At 60.1% G+C, this 15240-nt stretch carries 14 protein-coding genes; 10 read left to right on the top strand and 4 right to left on the bottom strand.

The window, feature by feature from the left end:
* On the top strand, positions 1-931 hold a 931-nt coding region (locus M3P88_RS15675), incomplete at its 5' end, for an NAD(P)(+) transhydrogenase (Re/Si-specific) subunit beta (protein ID WP_249616931.1).
* A 130-nt stretch (positions 932-1061) separates the two neighbouring features.
* Positions 1062-1697, top strand: a complete 636-nt coding sequence (locus M3P88_RS15670; protein WP_249616930.1) for an META and DUF4377 domain-containing protein — start codon at positions 1062-1064, stop codon at positions 1695-1697.
* A 67-nt stretch (positions 1698-1764) separates the two neighbouring features.
* Here the strand turns inward: M3P88_RS15670 and M3P88_RS15665 are convergent, their stop codons facing one another.
* A complete protein-coding gene (locus M3P88_RS15665; RefSeq protein ID WP_249616929.1) occupies positions 1765-2337 on the bottom strand; it encodes a YqiA/YcfP family alpha/beta fold hydrolase in 573 nt (190 codons plus the stop codon).
* 146 nt (positions 2338-2483) lie between these two features.
* Between M3P88_RS15665 and metH the strand changes: the two genes are divergently transcribed.
* Positions 2484-6206 carry a methionine synthase gene (gene metH, locus M3P88_RS15660; RefSeq protein ID WP_249616928.1) on the top strand — a complete coding sequence of 1241 codons (3723 nt, stop codon included), beginning with the start codon at positions 2484-2486 and terminating at the stop codon, positions 6204-6206.
* Between the two features lie 78 nt (positions 6207-6284).
* Entirely contained in the window at positions 6285-6911 is a 627-nt protein-coding gene (locus M3P88_RS15655; RefSeq protein ID WP_249616927.1) for a LysE family translocator, read from the top strand.
* Between the two features lie 4 nt (positions 6912-6915).
* Here the strand turns inward: M3P88_RS15655 and M3P88_RS15650 are convergent, their stop codons facing one another.
* Complete coding sequence (locus M3P88_RS15650) at positions 6916-7548, bottom strand: exopolysaccharide biosynthesis protein (RefSeq protein WP_249616926.1); 633 nt, start codon at positions 7546-7548, stop codon at positions 6916-6918.
* Between the two features lie 158 nt (positions 7549-7706).
* On the opposite strand from M3P88_RS15650, the gene M3P88_RS15645 reads away from it, so the two are divergent.
* Together M3P88_RS15645 and M3P88_RS15640 are read left to right on the top strand one after the other, a co-directional pair.
* Positions 7707-8303, top strand: a complete 597-nt coding sequence (locus M3P88_RS15645) for an HdeD family acid-resistance protein (protein ID WP_249616925.1) — start codon at positions 7707-7709, stop codon at positions 8301-8303.
* A 134-nt stretch (positions 8304-8437) separates the two neighbouring features.
* On the top strand, positions 8438-8650 hold the full coding sequence (locus M3P88_RS15640) for an HP1242/YdcH family protein (RefSeq protein ID WP_124736721.1): 213 nt from the start codon (positions 8438-8440) through the stop codon (positions 8648-8650).
* Positions 8651-8840: 190 nt separating this feature from the next.
* Here the strand turns inward: M3P88_RS15640 and M3P88_RS15635 are convergent, their stop codons facing one another.
* Both M3P88_RS15635 and yqfB read right to left on the bottom strand, forming a co-directional pair.
* The gene (locus M3P88_RS15635; RefSeq protein ID WP_502798966.1) at positions 8841-10697 is read right to left on the bottom strand and encodes an ABC transporter ATP-binding protein; all 1857 of its coding nucleotides are present in this window, start codon (positions 10695-10697) and stop codon (positions 8841-8843) included.
* Positions 10698-10779: 82 nt separating this feature from the next.
* Entirely contained in the window at positions 10780-11094 is a 315-nt protein-coding gene (yqfB, locus tag M3P88_RS15630) for a N(4)-acetylcytidine aminohydrolase (protein WP_249616923.1), read from the bottom strand.
* A 183-nt stretch (positions 11095-11277) separates the two neighbouring features.
* Here yqfB and M3P88_RS15625 point away from each other — a divergent pair, with 183 nt between their 5' ends.
* The 4 genes from M3P88_RS15625 (at position 11278) to hslU (ending at position 14981) form a co-directional block, all read left to right on the top strand.
* Complete coding sequence (locus tag M3P88_RS15625) at positions 11278-12294, top strand: class I SAM-dependent rRNA methyltransferase (protein ID WP_249616922.1); 1017 nt, start codon at positions 11278-11280, stop codon at positions 12292-12294.
* Between the two features lie 49 nt (positions 12295-12343).
* Entirely contained in the window at positions 12344-12844 is a 501-nt protein-coding gene (locus M3P88_RS15620) for a YgjP-like metallopeptidase domain-containing protein (RefSeq protein WP_249616921.1), read from the top strand.
* Positions 12845-13044: 200 nt separating this feature from the next.
* The gene (gene hslV, locus M3P88_RS15615; RefSeq protein WP_160798379.1) at positions 13045-13581 is read left to right on the top strand and encodes an ATP-dependent protease subunit HslV; all 537 of its coding nucleotides are present in this window, start codon (positions 13045-13047) and stop codon (positions 13579-13581) included.
* A 56-nt stretch (positions 13582-13637) separates the two neighbouring features.
* On the top strand, positions 13638-14981 hold the full coding sequence (gene hslU, locus M3P88_RS15610; protein WP_249616920.1) for an ATP-dependent protease ATPase subunit HslU: 1344 nt from the start codon (positions 13638-13640) through the stop codon (positions 14979-14981).
* The last annotated feature ends 259 nt before the right edge of the window (positions 14982-15240 follow it).

Genomic DNA, 15240 nt, shown 5'->3' with positions numbered 1-15240 from the left:
CAAGGCGGTGACCTTCTCCGGCCAGCACCTGCTGAACCTGGTACTCGCCATCGCCATGGTTGGCTTTGGCGTGCTGTACTTCGTGACCGACGCGCACGCCGCCTTCCTCGCCATGGTGGCGGTTGCGCTGGTGCTGGGGGTGACGCTGATCATCCCGATCGGCGGCGCGGACATGCCGGTGGTGGTGTCGATGCTGAACTCGTACTCGGGTTGGGCGGCAGCCGGTATCGGCTTTACCCTGAACAACCCGGTGCTGATCATTGCCGGCGCTTGCGTCGGTGCTTCCGGTGCCATCCTGTCCTACATCATGTGTAAGGCGATGAACCGTTCCATCGTCTCGGTGCTGTTGGGTGGCTTTGGTGCCGAAGCCGCTGCCGGTGGCGGCGCGGCGTCCGGCCCGAAGAACTACAAGTCCGGTTCGGCTGAAGATGCGGCTTTCCTGATGAGCAACGCCGACAGCGTGATCATCGTGCCGGGCTACGGCCTAGCGGTATCGCGTGCCCAGCATGCGCTGCAGGAATTCGCCAACATCCTGACCGAGAAGGGCGTCAATGTGCGCTACGCCATCCACCCGGTGGCCGGGCGCATGCCGGGGCATATGAACGTGCTGTTGGCCGAAGCCGAAGTGCCGTACGAGCAGGTGCAGGAGATGGAAGAGATCAACTCCGATTTCTCCAACACCGACGTGGTGCTGGTGATCGGTGCCAACGACGTGGTCAACCCGGCCGCGCTGAAGGACAAGGCCAGTCCGATCTACGGCATGCCAATTCTGGAAGCGCACAAGGCGCGTACCGTGATCGTGGTCAAGCGCTCGATGAGCGTGGGCTATGCCGGCCTCGACAACGAACTCTTTTACATGGACAAGACCATGATGGTGTTCGGTGACGCCAAGAAGGTGGTGGAAGAGCTGGTCAAGGGCGTGGAGCACTAAGCCCGCCCGGCAACAGATGTAAACAAAAGCCCGTCGCACTGCGACGGGCTTTTCGTTTATGCTGCGGCTCAACACTATATTGCAACCAAGTCGTATCGAAATTTTACCGGCGACAGAACAAGGAGACATTATGACCCGCCATACCCTTATCGCCCTTTCCGCCGTCGCTGCCCTTTCTGCCTGTGCCAGCCAAGCGCCTTTGTCCGGCCAATGGCAAGCTGGCAGCGGCGAAGGCAAGACCACGCTGTCGCTGAAAGAGGGCATGCTCTCCGCCAGTGCCGGCTGTAACCGCCTGTTCGGGCCGGCCGAAATCAAGGATGGCCGTCTGGTCGTCGGCAATCTGGCCAGCACCATGATGATGTGCCCGCCGGAATTGATGCAAAAAGAAGACGCGCTGAAAAAGCTGCTGGCCAGCAAGCCGCAAGTCGAAGCGCAAGCCGGCAAGCTGGTGATCAAGGGTACAGCGCAGACGCTGGTGCTGGATGCCGCGCCTTCGCTTGAAGGCGGCAAGACCCGTTTCATCTATGTAATGGGCGAGAAGAAGCCGTGCATGGGTGTGGCGCCGACGCAGTGCCTGCAGGTACGCGAAGACAAGGCGCAGCCGTGGCAGAACCATTACGGTCAGATCGAGGGTTTCCAGCCGGAGCCGGGTCTGAACTACCGCCTGCGCATCAAGGAATTCGATATCGCCAACCCGCCGGCCGATGCGCCATCCAAGCGCTGGGTGCTGGATATGGTGGTCGAGTCCGAAGTGGTCAAGCCTTGATTTGAGGGAGTAGGGAGTGGGGAATAGGATACCCACTCCCCACTCCCCACTCCCCACTCCCTAATCCCTAATCCTCCGTCCATTGGCTTGCCAACAGGGCCGGCAGCATTTCCGACCAGCGCGCAAGGCGATGGTCGTCGCCATTCAACACCGTCATGCGGCAGCCGCGGTAATGGCGTACCGCCTCGCGCCAGTCCAGTATCTCATCGTGCGAACCTTGTACCAACCAGTAGCGCGCAGCTTGCGGTGTGGCGACAAACATCTGCTGCAATGCCTGACGGTCGGCGTCACCCAGTATGAAATGCTCGCCGTTGTACGGGTTGATCTGCTCGCCGCCAAAAGCAGAGAAGTGATCGAATGGCCGCACCGAAGGGTTGATCAGTACCGCCTTGAGTCCGTAGCGTTCAGCCAGTGCCGTGGCATAGAAGCCGCCCAGGCTGCTGCCTATCAACAGCGGCTTTTCGCTCAGGCTTTCGATCAGTCTGGCCGCTTGTTGCAGCGCTTGCGCGGGGTAGGGCGACAGCGCGGGGCAGAGCAAGGTGGTGTCTGGCTGGTGGGTGGCCAGATAGTCGCGCGTCTCGCTGACCTTGAGCGAGCCGGGGCCGGATTTGAAACCGTGCAGATAGAGCCAGTTAGGCATGGTGTGTACCGGGTACGGGATGGGCGGACGGGCGTGTCACCGCCGTTGCATCCAGATAATCAAATGTTCTAAGGCGGCCTGACAATCAGCCTAATCATGATGATAAGATAGACGGCAATAAAAACTACCGCCGACAGCATCGCATTATGAAGCCAGCCCATACCGATCATCCAGCCTACCAGGCACTTGCCCACCGTATCCTGATTCTCGATGGCGGCATGGGCACCATGATCCAGCGTCATGCGCTGGAAGAGGCCGACTACCGCGGTGCACGCTTTGCCGACTGGGCCCACGACGTCAAGGGCAATAACGACCTGTTGGTGCTGACCCGGCCCGATATTATCGGTGGCATCCATCAGGCTTATCTCGATGCCGGCGCCGATATTATCGAGACCAATACCTTTAACGCCACCTCCATCGCCATGGCTGACTATGGCATGGAGTCGCTGGTATGGGAGATGAACCGCGAGGCGGCGCGTCTGGTGCGCGAACTGTGCGATGCCGCAACGGCAAAAAATCCGGCCAAGCCGCGCTTCTGTGCCGGCGTACTGGGGCCGACCAACCGCACCTGCTCGATCAGCCCCGATGTGAATGATCCGGGTTATCGCAATGTCAGCTTTGACGAACTGGTCGAAGCCTATACCGAGGCCATCGACGGTCTGGTGGCCGGTGGTGCACACTTTTTGCTGGTCGAAACCATTTTCGACACGCTCAATGCCAAGGCGGCAGTGTTCGCCATCCACCGCTATTTCGACACGCGTCCGGACGTGGCACGCCTGCCGATGATGGTTTCCGGCACCATCACCGACCAGTCGGGCCGTACGCTGACCGGGCAGACCACCGAGGCCTTCTATAACTCGCTATCCCACGCCGAAGCGATGAGCTATGGCCTGAACTGCGCATTGGGGCCGGATCTGCTGCGCCCCTATGTGGAAGAAATGGCACGCATTTCGGCCAGCTTTGTATCGGTGCATGCCAATGCCGGTCTGCCCAATGCCTTTGGCGGCTATGATTTGTCGCCGGCCGAAATGGGCGCGGCGGTACGCGAGTGGGCCGAATCCGGGCTGATCAATATTGTCGGCGGCTGCTGCGGCACCACGCCCGAGCATATTGCGGCCATCGCGCAGGCGGTAGACGGCGTCGCGCCGCGCGCGCTGCCCGTGATCGAGCCCAAGTGCCGGCTGTCGGGTCTTGAGCCATTCAATATCGGCGACCATGACCTGTTCGTGAATGTGGGCGAGCGCACCAATGTCACCGGCTCCAAGGCCTTTGCCAAGCTGATTCTCAATGGCGACTACGCCACCGCTTTGGATGTGGCGCGCCAGCAGGTCGTCAATGGCGCGCAGATTATCGACATCAATATGGATGAGGGTATGCTGGACGCGCATGCGGCCATGGTGCGCTTTCTCAACCTGATCGCCGCCGAGCCCGATATCGCGCGCGTACCCATCATGATCGACAGCTCCAAGTGGGAGGTGATCGAGGCCGGCCTCAAGTGCATTCAGGGCAAGGGCATCGTCAACTCGATCTCGATGAAGGAGGGGGTGGACAAATTTATCGAGCAGGCGCGCCTGCTGCGCCGTTACGGCGCGGCGGTGATCGTGATGGCTTTTGACGAGCAGGGCCAAGCCGACAGCTATGCGCGCAAGGTCGAGATCTGCGAGAAGAGCTACCGCATTCTGGTCGACGAAGTGGGCTTCCCGCCGGAAGACATTATCTTCGACCCCAATATCTTTGCGGTGGCGACCGGCATCGAAGAGCACACCCGCTATGGCCTCGACTTTATCGAGGCGACCGGCTGGATCAGGCAAAACCTGCCGCATGCCAAGATTTCCGGCGGCGTGTCCAACGTCAGCTTCTCTTTCCGCGGCAACAACAAGGTGCGCGAGGCGATTCACGCCGTCTTCCTCTATCACGCCATCCAGCGCGGCATGACCATGGGCATCGTCAATGCCGGTGCTTTGGAGGTGTACGACGAAGTCGACCCGGTATTGCGCGAGCGTATCGAGGATGTGGTGCTGGTGCGCGGCGCGGACATGGTGGCGGTGACCGAGGCGCTGATTGCGCTGGCGGAAAGCTTCCGTGGCGATGCCAAGGTCGGCAAGGGTGAAGACCTGGCCTGGCGCGAGCTGGCGGTGGAAAAGCGCCTCGAGCATGCGCTGATCAAGGGCATTACCACCTATATCGTCGAAGACACCGAGGAAGTGCGCCTCAAGTGCGAGCGTCCGATCCATGTGATCGAAGGCCCGCTGATGGATGGCATGAACGTGGTCGGTGACTTGTTCGGTGCCGGCAAAATGTTCCTGCCGCAGGTGGTGAAGTCGGCGCGGGTGATGAAGGCGGCGGTGGCCCACCTCGAGCCGTTTATCGAGGAAGAAAAGATACGCATGGGGCTGGCCGATGCGCCGGCCAAGGGCGTGATCGTGATGGCGACGGTCAAGGGCGACGTGCACGATATCGGCAAGAACATCGTCGGCGTGGTGCTGCGCTGTAACAACTATCAGGTCATCGATCTGGGCGTAATGGTGTCGTGCCAGAAAATACTCGACACCGCGCGTGAAGTCGGTGCCGACATTATCGGCCTGTCCGGGCTGATTACGCCGAGTCTGGAAGAAATGAGCCATGTGGCCCGCGAAATGCAGCGTCAGGGCTTCACCATTCCGCTGTTGATCGGCGGCGCCACCACCAGCCGTGTGCATACCGCAGTCAAGATCGCACCGCATTACAGCGGGCCGGTGATCTATGTCGCCGATGCCAGCCGCGCGGTTGGCGTGTGCTCCAATCTGCTGTCCGACACCTTGTGCGATGCTTTTGTTGCCGAAGTCGCGGCGGATTACGCCAAGGCGCGCGCCATTCATGAAGGGCGCGGCGAGGCAAAACTGCTGTCCATTGCCGACGCGCGCGCACATGGCTTCAAACCCGACTGGGCTGGCTACACGCCGCCGCGCCCCAAGCAGTTGGGTGTGCAGCGTTTCGATGCCTATCCGCTCTCCGAGATTGCGCGCTATATCGACTGGACGCCGTTCTTCCAGAGCTGGGAGCTGGCCGGACGCTATCCGGCCATTCTCGACGACGAAGTGGTGGGCGAGTCGGCGAAGAGCCTGTTTGCCGATGCGCAAACCATGCTGGCGCAAATCATTGCCGGCCATTGGCTGGAGGCGCGCGCCGTGATCGGGCTGTTCCCGGCGGCGAGCGTGAATCACGACGATATCGAGATCTACGACCCGCAAACCGGTGCCCTGCGCATGAGCTGGACTGGCTTGCGCCAGCAGCTGATCAAGACCGATAAGGATGGTCATGGCAACCCGGATTGGGCGCTGGCCGACTTCATTGTTCCACGTGAAACCGGAATAACTGATTATATCGGCGCCTTCGCCGTCACCGCCGGCATCGGCATCGATGCGCATGTGGCGCGCTTCGAAGCGGCCAATGATGACTACTCGGCCATTTTGCTCAAAGCCTTGGCCGACCGTCTGGCCGAAGCCTTCGCCGAGCTGATGCATCACCGTGTGCGTACCGAGTTCTGGGGCTATGCGGCGGATGAAGATCTCGATAACGAAGCGCTGATTTCGGAACAGTATCAGGGCATCCGCCCGGCACCGGGCTATCCGGCGTGCCCGGACCATACGGTGAAGAAGGCGCTGTTCGAGTTGCTGGACGCACCGGGCATAGGCATGAGCCTGACCGAAGGCTATGCCATGCTGCCGACCGCGGCCGTGTCCGGCTTCTACTTCAGCCACCCGGACAGCCGCTATTTCGGTATCGGCAAGCTTGGCCGCGATCAGGTCGCCGACTATGCGCAGCGCCGCGGCGTCAGCGTCGAGCAGGCCGAGCGCGATCTGGCGCCTAACCTGGGTTACAGCGCGTGAGTGTGGCAGAGCCGGTGGCCGCGGCTGACATGACAATAAAAGCGCGGGCACCGACCCGCGCAAGACAGGGAGAAACCGATGTTTCCGTTTGAAGTGTGGCTCGCGTATACCGCGGCCTGTGTATTGCTGATTGTCTCGCCGGGGCCGGATAACCTGCTTGCGATCGGGCGTGGCCTGAGCCAGGGCTGGCGGGCGGCTTTGGTGTCGTCGACCGCGTCCGGTGCCGGCATTCTGTTTCATGTGCTGCTGGCAACTTGCGGGCTGACGCTGCTGATGAAGACATCGATGTTGGTGTTCTGGATCGTCAAGGGCCTCGGTGCCGGCTATCTGGTGTGGCTGGGCATCAAGGCCTTGCGTACGCGTTCCCTGATCAGTTTCGAGCCTGCCGCACGCCAGCCGATGCGGGCAATTTTCCTGTCCGGCCTGCTCTCGGCCGTGCTTAACCCCAAGCCCGGCCTGTTCGTACTGGCCTTTATTCCGCAGTTTGTCAGCCCGGCGCGCGGCGATGCCGGTGTGCAGATGCTGATTTACGGTGCGTGGTTTGCCGTGCTCACCTGTGTGGTGTTTGCGCTGATGGGAACGTTTGCGTCACGCCTGGCCGGCTTGTTGCAGGCGCGGCCACGGGTCGTGGCCGGCCTTAATATCGGTGCCGGCAGTGCCTTCGTCGCCGCCGGCCTGTCGGTGGCTACGCTAAGCAACAAGTAAGCTTCTACAGGCGCTGCAGCCAGTCTGCCGCGCCTGCCATGCCGGCTTCGCCGGCGACCGAAAGTCCCCACCACATCAGTGCCGTGCTTGCCGCACCGGCGACCGTTGCCGCGTAGCCTGCCAGCACCAGCGCGCCGTCGCGCACGCGCAGCCCCAGCGTCAACAGCACAATGGCGGCAGCCGGAATCACATTGTCAAAACTCACCAGCGGTACCGGCGTGAGCAGTGCGAGCCCGGCAACGCCCAGCATCAGCGTGTTGCCGGCGCGCATGCGGCTGCCCGACAGGGCGCGCCAGCGCGGGCGCGATATATGTGGCAGCCAGCTAAACAGGCGCGATTGCAGCTTGTCCATGCCGCGCACCAGCGCGTCCGGCAGTGCGCGTTCGGCGATAAAACCGGGCAGGGCGAGCGCGCGCTGGCGCAGGTGGGCCAGTGCCAGCGCGACCGTGATCAGCCCCAGCGTCGTCGACATGCCGGGCAGGGCGACCGGGATCAGCATGGGCAGTGCCAATAGCGCAATGCGGTCCAGCTGCTGGCGCGGCTGGCGGCCGAGGACATCGGCTACGCGCTGGCCGGCTTGCGGCGCAGGTAAGGCCAGAATGCGTGGCCATAAGGCCGAGCGGCGGGCTTGGGGCATGATGAACCCTGAAACGAGAATGCAGGGAAAGAGCCGCGATGGCGGCTTTAGTTCCCCCCGGCATGTCATTTATATTGACTGCCAAAGCGGACAGCTGAATGTCAAACGTCTATAACGGAACAATCGCGAGTTGAATATTTAGACATTAGGAGATTTTCATGTCCCGGCTTCCCTATTCAGTGCAGTTGTTCGGCAGTCTGACCCGTTACTGGCCGGGCCTGTTGGCCGTCGGCGTGCTTTACCTGATCGGCGGCTCTATCGGCCTATTTGCCAGCGTGGCTTATACCATAGGCGCGGTATTGGTGGCCGGCGCTTTGCTGGTGGCAGCCTCTGCACTCAAGCTCTATAGCGCGGTGTTTCATGGCGCAGGCTGGAAGGGGCGCAGCATCGCCATTTTGACGGCGCTGATGTATCTGGCCGCCGGTGCTTTAATGGTGCTGCAGCCGCTGGCTGCTGCCGCATGGCTGACCCTGATCATGGGCGGCTTTTTGCTGGCGGTTGGCTTTATGCGTGCCGTTAATGGCGTGCAGCATAGGCCGCAGCAGGGTTGGGGCTGGGTGGTGGCCGGGGGCGTGTTTTCCATGTTGTTCGGTCTTTATCTGCTGGCCAGCTGGCCGGTGTCGGCCTTGTGGCTGATCGGGCTGGCCGTCAGCTTCGAGCTGATTTTTGATGGCTGGGCTGCGGTATTCATGGCTTTGGCCGCACGCCGTGTCCATGCCGAAATGGTCAAGCAGGAGCAGGGCAAGGCCGCGTGAGGCCACTGTTTGCGCCAGATCAAGCAAACGCGGTTTGAAAAGGTGGGCAGGCGGATTTTTTTCGCCTGCCCATGTTATGCTAAAGCCATAGCAAGACCCATAAAACGGCAACCATCATTGATTAAGGAGTGACCATGTTTCCAGAATATCGTGAACTGATTTCCAAGCTGAAAACCGAAGACGCCCACTTTTCCCGCCTGTTTGATGAGCACAATGATCTGGACCAGAAGATCAAGAATGTCGAAGCCAATATCGAACTGGCGAGCGCCGTCGAACTGGAAACACTGAAAAAGCAGAAGCTGCAGCTGAAGGATGCCTTGTACGAGATCCTGAAAAAAGCGGCTTGAGGCCGATACTGCAAAAACCCGCCTGAGGCGGGTTTTTTGTGGGTGATGTCCCAGTCAAGTTGCGGTTGATTGCATGCGATACGTGCTATTCGTGTGTCAGCCAGCCTGCCTAAGCGCGGTTTGCGCAGCGGACTCCAGCCTCAAAGCCCGTCTGCGCCAACCCGTCATTGGACCCCGGCCTTTTTGCGGGCTAGGTCGCCATCGTGCTTTCATCCTCCCCGGTCTCTTCGCCGAGGAAGCCGCCGCTCTGGTGTGCCCATAGCCGCGCATACAGGCCTTGTTGTGCCAGCAACTGCTGGTGCGTGCCTTGCTCCACGATATGCCCCTGATCCAGCACCACCAGCCGGTCCATGGCCGCGATGGTCGACAGGCGGTGGGCGATGGCGACCACGGTTTTTCCCTCCATCAGCCGGTACAAGCTGCCCTGAATGGCGGCTTCGACTTCGCTGTCCAGCGCGCTGGTGGCTTCGTCCAGCAGCAGGATGGGGGCATCTTTCAGCATGACGCGGGCAATGGCGATGCGCTGGCGTTGTCCGCCGGACAGCTTGACCCCGCGCTCGCCGACATGGGCATCGTAGCCGGTGCGTTGCTTGGGGTCGCTCAGGCTCTGGATAAACTCATGCGCCTCGGCGCGCCGTGCCGCGCTGACCATTTCGTCGTCACCGGCATCCGGTCTGCCGTACAGCAGATTGTCGCGTACCGAGCGGTGCAGTAGCGAGGTGTCCTGTGTCACCATGCCGACTTGTGCGCGCAAGCTGTCCTGCGTGACGCTGCTGATATCCTGGCCGTCGATCAGGATGCGGCCTTGCTCGACATCGTAAAAGCGCAGCAGCAGATTGACGATGGTGGATTTGCCGGCACCGCTGCGCCCGACCAGACCGATTTTTTCGCCCGGACGTATGGTCAGCGTCAGCTGGTCGATGATCTTGCGCTCACCGCCATAGGCAAAATCCACGTTTTCAAAACGGATTTCACCCTGCGTGACTTTCAGTGCTTGTGCGCCGGGCTGATCGTTGATTGCGACCGGGCGTGCCAGCGTGTTGATGCCGTCCTGCACCGTGCCTATCTGTTCAAACAGGCTGGACATCTCCCACATGATCCAGTGCGAAATGCCGTTGAGCCGCAGCGCCATCGCCGTGGCCGCCGCCACCGCGCCGATGCCGACATTGCCCTGTGTCCACAGCCAGAGCGAGACGCCGGCCGTGCTGGCGATCAGCAGCATGCTGGTCAGGTGGTTGATAACCTCAAAGCCGCTGACCAGACGCATCTGGCCATGCACCGTCAGCATGAATTCCTGCATGGCGCTTTTGGCAAAGCCGGCTTCGCGCTGGGCATGGCTGAATAACTTGATGGTCGAGATATTGGTGTAGGCATCGGTAATGCGCCCGGCCATCAGGCTGCGGGCATCGGCCTGACGGCTGGAGGCTTTACCCAGACGCGGCACGAAAAAAGCCAGCGTGGCGATATACAGCAAGAGCCAGCCAAGAAAAGGCAGCAGCAGGACAAGGTCGAAGCTGCCGACCACGGCGGTCATGGTGATGAAGTAAATCACCACAAACACCAGGATGTCGCACACGATCATCACGGTATCGCGTACCGCCAGCGCGGTCTGCATCACCTTGGCCGAAACGCGGCCGGAGAATTCGTCCTGATAAAAATGCATGCTCTGGCCGAGCAGGTGGCGGTGATAGTTCCAGCGCAGGCGCATCGGGAAATTGCCGAACAGGCCCTGATACTTGCACATGGCTTGCAGGGCAACCAGCAGCGGGCTGGCCATCAGGATGGCGAACAGCAGCAGCAATTTGTCGCGCTCCTGCTGCCATAAGGTCGACGGGCTGGCATGGCTAAGCCAGTCGACGACCGAGCCCAGCATGGAGAACAGCAAGGCTTCAAAAGCACCGATGCTGGCGGTCAGTACGATCATGCCGGCAATCAGGGGGCGCATGCCGGCGGTAGCCGACCAGACAAAGGGAAAAAAGCCCTTGGGCGGTTGTGCCGCCGGGCTATCCGGATAGGGATTAACCCTTTTTTCAAACCAGCTAAACAAGACAGTCTCCATTTCAGTGTCGCCGTCAGACGATGGCACTGATTATATAGGTGGAATACCTGCCTGCTATCGTAACGGGTGTTTACTGTGCGGTGACTTCGAAGCGGATCAGCCAGAAGGCGTCCTGACCGGGGTAAATCTCGGCGATCACCTGACGCAGTTCGGGCAGGCTCATGTTTTCCTGATGCGCATGCTCTTCGTTGAAGTCGGCGAGTGCCAGCGGACTGATGGCGGTGACGCGCAGCTGGCAGAACCAGCGGTCGTCTTCATAGGTATGGACTTCCAGCAGTTCGCCCGCCTGCGGCCAGGATTCGCTGTCGTCGCGCAGGGTGATGGTTTTGCGCCCGGCCAGAATGTCGGGAATGAAGCGGGAAAAGAAGGTAAATTTACGGTTCATGGCATGGCCTTTGCAAGGGCAGGGCGCAAAGCCTGCCCGGCAAGCGGGTGGCTGTGCGCCAAACAAAACCGGCATAGTACCCCGCTTGGCCCTGTCGCAGAGTACAATGCCGCGCCACCCGAAAGGAAGATGACGTCCGCGCCTCTCTCCAGCCGGCCCGATTATCCTTTTAAGGGAGCTTGCATGCATACCGAACTGAATGAACTGTTACAAAGCGCCAGCAGCGCACGTGCCGAACTGGCCGCTCAACTCACCGCCGAAGGCACCAACACCTGGCGCCTGTTTCACGGCAGCGTGGAAGGCCGCCCGGGCCTGACCATAGACCGCTACGGTGATCTGGTGCTGATCCAGACCTTCCATGCGCCGCTGGCTGAAGGCGAAGAGGCGGCGATTGCCGACTTCTTCCGTGCCTCTATTCCTGAGCTGGTAACGGTCTACAACGACCGCAGCGCCGGCAATTCGCGCATTGCCAACGAATTGAGCGGTGCCGAACTGGAAGCCGCCGAAGCCGCGCACATTGCACGCGAGATGGGGGTTGATTACTACATCCAGGGTCGTCATGCCGGGCAAGACCCGTGGCTATTCCTCGACTTGCGCGCCGGTCGCCGCCGCGTGATGGAGCTGGCCGCCGGCAAGACCGTACTCAACCTGTTCTCTTATACCTGTGGCGTGGGTCTGGCTGCGGCCAAGGCCGGTGCCAGCTTTGTAATGAATGTGGATTTTGCCGAGTCCAGCCTGGCCGTTGGCCGTGCCAATGCCAAGATGAATGCTTTGCCGACCCGCCCGCGTTTCCTGCATAGCGATGCTTTTGCCGCCTTGCGTCAGCTGGCCGGCCTGGGTCAGGCCAAGTTCGTGCGCGGCAAGCGCATGCCTCCGTTCCCTGAACTCGAGCCGCGCCAGTTCGATCTGGTCTTCCTGGATCCGCCACGCTATGCCAAGAGCCCGTTCGGCGTGGTCGATCTGGTGAATGACTATTCGGCGCTGTTCAAGCCGGCTCTGCTGGCAACGGCCGAAGGCGGCACGCTGATCTGCTGCAATAATGTGGCACAGGTTGATCGCGATGCCTGGCTGGACCAGTTGCAGCGCAGTGCGGCCAAGGCTGGCCGTCCGATCCGCGCCGCCCAGTGGATCATGCCCGAAGCCGACTTCCCTAGCAGCGACGGCAATCCGCCGCTGAAAATGGTGCAGTTGTCGGTTTGATTCTGTTTTACGCCGGGCCGTCTGGCCCGGCTTTTATCCGTTTGTCTCCATGTCCGAATTGAAATACCTGCAACACTACGCGCCCGAACTGCAGGCGCGCGTGCGCGCCCTGATGGCCGCCGGCTCGCTGGGCGAGGTCATCACCGGCAAATATCCCGGACGCCATGATATTCAGACCGACAAGGCCTTGTATCAGTACGTCGGCGAACTGAAGCAGCGTTATCTGAAAAGCGCACCGGCACTGGCCAAGGTGATGTACGACAACCAGATGGATCTGGTGCGCGGCACGCTGGGCACGCAAACCCAGATTTCGCGGGTGCAGGGCAAGCGCCTTAAAAGCAAGAACGAGGTGCGCATTGCCGCGCTGTTTCGCGAGGCGCCCGAGCCTTTCCTGCGCATGATCGTGGTGCACGAGCTGGCACACCTGAAGGAAAAGCAGCACGACAAGGCGTTTTATCAGTTGTGCTGCCATATGGATGCCGACTATCACCAGCTGGAATTCGATATGCGCTTGTGGCTGACCTGGCGCGACATGAAAACGGACGCTTGAGTCCGTTTTTTTTTGCTTACCCCGTCTTTTTTCCCCTCTTCTTCCGCCCGTCCCCGTCAGGTTCTTGCTTGCGATTGCGTATGGCCCGGGTTGGTTATGCGGGCCATGTCGATCTGCCTGCGCTTGCAATTTGAGCGCCTGCCAATATATAGAGATAGCTGTCGTAATGACCGTGGCAGCTCTTCTTATCGGGAATCAATATGCAGCAGTTTGACGGAACCACCATTATTTCTGTCCGTCGCGGCGAGCGCGTAGCGCTGGGCGGCGACGGGCAAGTGACGCTGGGCAATATCGTGATCAAGTCCACCGCGCGCAAAGTGCGCCGCCTGTATCACGACAAGGTGCTGGCCGGTTTTGCCGGCGGTACCGCCGATGCCTTTACTTTGTTCGAGCGCTTTGAAGCCAAGCTGGAAAAGCATCAGGGGCATCTGGTGCGCTCGGCGGTCGAGCTGGCCAAAGACTGGCGCACCGACCGCATGTTGCGCCGGCTGGAAGCCATGCTGATCGTGGCCGACCGCGACAGCACGCTGATCATTACCGGTAACGGCGACGTACTCGAGCCGGAGCAAGGCATTGCTGCCATCGGTTCGGGCGGTGCATTTGCCCAGTCGGCAGCGCGTGCGCTGTTCGAGAACACCGAGCTTGATCCTGCCGTGGTGGTGAAGAAGTCGCTGGAAATCGCCGGCGACATCTGTATCTACACCAACCAGAATCATCTGATTGAAACCCTGGACTGAAAACGCGTGTGCTGGTGGCCGCGCGCGAGTGCGGTCATCGCCCGAACGGAGTTTCCATGACTACCATGACCCCGCAGGAAATCGTCCACGAGCTGGACAAGAACATCATCGGCCAGCATGCCGCCAAGCGCGCCGTGGCCATCGCCCTGCGCAACCGCTGGCGCCGCCAGCAAGTGGCCGAGCCGCTGCGTAGCGAAATCACCCCTAAAAACATCCTGATGATAGGGCCAACCGGGGTGGGCAAGACCGAAATCGCCCGCCGCCTGGCCCGTCTGGCCAATGCGCCCTTTATCAAGGTTGAGGCGACCAAGTTTACCGAGGTCGGTTATGTCGGGCGTGACGTCGACACCATCATCCGCGATCTGGTGGAAGTGGCGTTGAAGGAAACCCGCGACAGCGCCATCAAGAAGAACCGCTATCGCGCCGAAGATGCGGCCGAAAACCGTATTCTTGATGTCTTGTTGCCGGGGCCGCGCCAGAGCCCGGGTTTCTTTGCCGACGAACCTGCGCCCGCAGCAGAGAAGACGGAAGAGAACGGTACGCGGCAGAAATTCCGCAAGATGCTGCGCGAAGGCAAGCTGGACGAGAAGGAAATCGAAGTCGAGGTGGCTGCCGCCGCGCCCCAGATGAACATCATGGGCCCGCCGGGAATGGAAGACTTTACCGGGCAGTTGCAGTCGATGTTCCAGGGCCTGGGTGCGGGCAAGAAAAAAGCCAGCAAGATGACTGTGGCCGAAGCGCGCCGCGTGCTGATCGATGAAGAAGCCGCCAAGCTGGTCAATGAAGAAGAACTGCGCAGCGAAGCGCTGACCAATGTTGAGCAGAATGGCATCGTGTTCCTCGACGAGATCGACAAGGTCACCAGTCGTTCCGAAGGCAGCGGTGCCGATGTGTCGCGTGCGGGGGTGCAGCGCGACCTGTTGCCGCTGGTTGAAGGCACCACGGTGACCACCAAGTACGGCATGGTCAAGACCGATCACATACTGTTTATCGCGTCGGGTGCTTTCCATCTGTCCAAGCCATCGGACCTGATTCCCGAGCTACAGGGGCGTTTCCCGATCCGGGTTGAACTGTCTTCGCTATCGGTTGATGACTTTAATGCCATCCTGACCGGTACCGATGCCTGCCTGACCCGGCAGTATCAGGCACTGTTGGAAACCGAGGGCGTAGAACTGGCTTTTGTTGAGTCGGGTATTCGCCGTCTGGCCGAGATTGCCTGGCAGGTTAACGAGAAAACCGAGAATATCGGTGCGCGCCGTCTATATACCGTAATGGAAAAGCTGCTGGAGGAAGTTTCCTTCGATGCCAAGGCCGGTGTGTGCGAAATCAATGCCGAGTATGTAGACAGTAAGCTGGAAATGGTGGCCCAGCGTGAAGATCTGGCGCGTTACGTGCTCTGATTGATAGGCGCTACATGCTTAATGTTTAAAAAGCCGCACTTTGTGCGGCTTTTTATTTATCTTGCGGCTGAATGGCATATCAACTTTGTTTGAATTGGGCTGATTTGGATGTTGCCGACTATGATTTGATTAATGTTTAATATGAGTTTGTTTGACTAAGTCTTTGATTGATTTGTTTTTGTTTGGTTTTACATGTCAATAAATCATGAATGGCAGCAACTTTTTTAAAGAATAAGCTTGACGCCTATTTCACGGTTCT

The sequence above is a fragment of the Craterilacuibacter sp. RT1T genome, from assembly GCF_023502145.1.
In the GTDB taxonomy this organism is placed as follows: domain Bacteria; phylum Pseudomonadota; class Gammaproteobacteria; order Burkholderiales; family Chromobacteriaceae; genus Craterilacuibacter.
Note: the sequence above shows the minus strand (reverse complement) of the source record. Positions and strands in the feature narration are given on the sequence as shown.